A 315-nucleotide genomic window follows, 5' to 3' on the forward strand; every position below is an offset into this window, starting at 1 on the left:
GGTGTGGAAGTGTGGTGACACATGGAGCTTACTGATACTAATCGTTCGATTGACTTGATCGTTCCCATTACAAATGTTCATCTTTGCTGTGCAAAGATCACTTTACTGCGCTCTTGGGGCGCAGCCCTCCGCGAGGGCGGCCAAAAGTGGACGACGCGCGGTCGCGCTTTAAGAGCTAAAGCGTGAAAGTGAATGTAAAAGAACAAAACAGAAAGATATCAGCTTCTTGAAAAATTGTTGCGCTTTGCCGACCTGGTGGTTATAGCGGAGCGGCTGCACCCGATCCCATTCCGAACTCGGCCGTGAAACGCTCCT

At 50.5% G+C, this 315-nt stretch carries 1 rRNA gene; it reads left to right on the plus strand.

The features are described 5' to 3' along the window. Window positions 1–251: 251 nt before the first annotated feature. Window positions 252–315, plus strand: a 5S ribosomal RNA gene (gene rrf, locus H3S82_RS11140); the annotation flags it as partial.

Origin of the sequence: Bartonella sp. M0192 (genome assembly GCF_016102305.1) — a bacterium.
Classification (GTDB): domain Bacteria; phylum Pseudomonadota; class Alphaproteobacteria; order Rhizobiales; family Rhizobiaceae; genus Bartonella; species Bartonella apihabitans.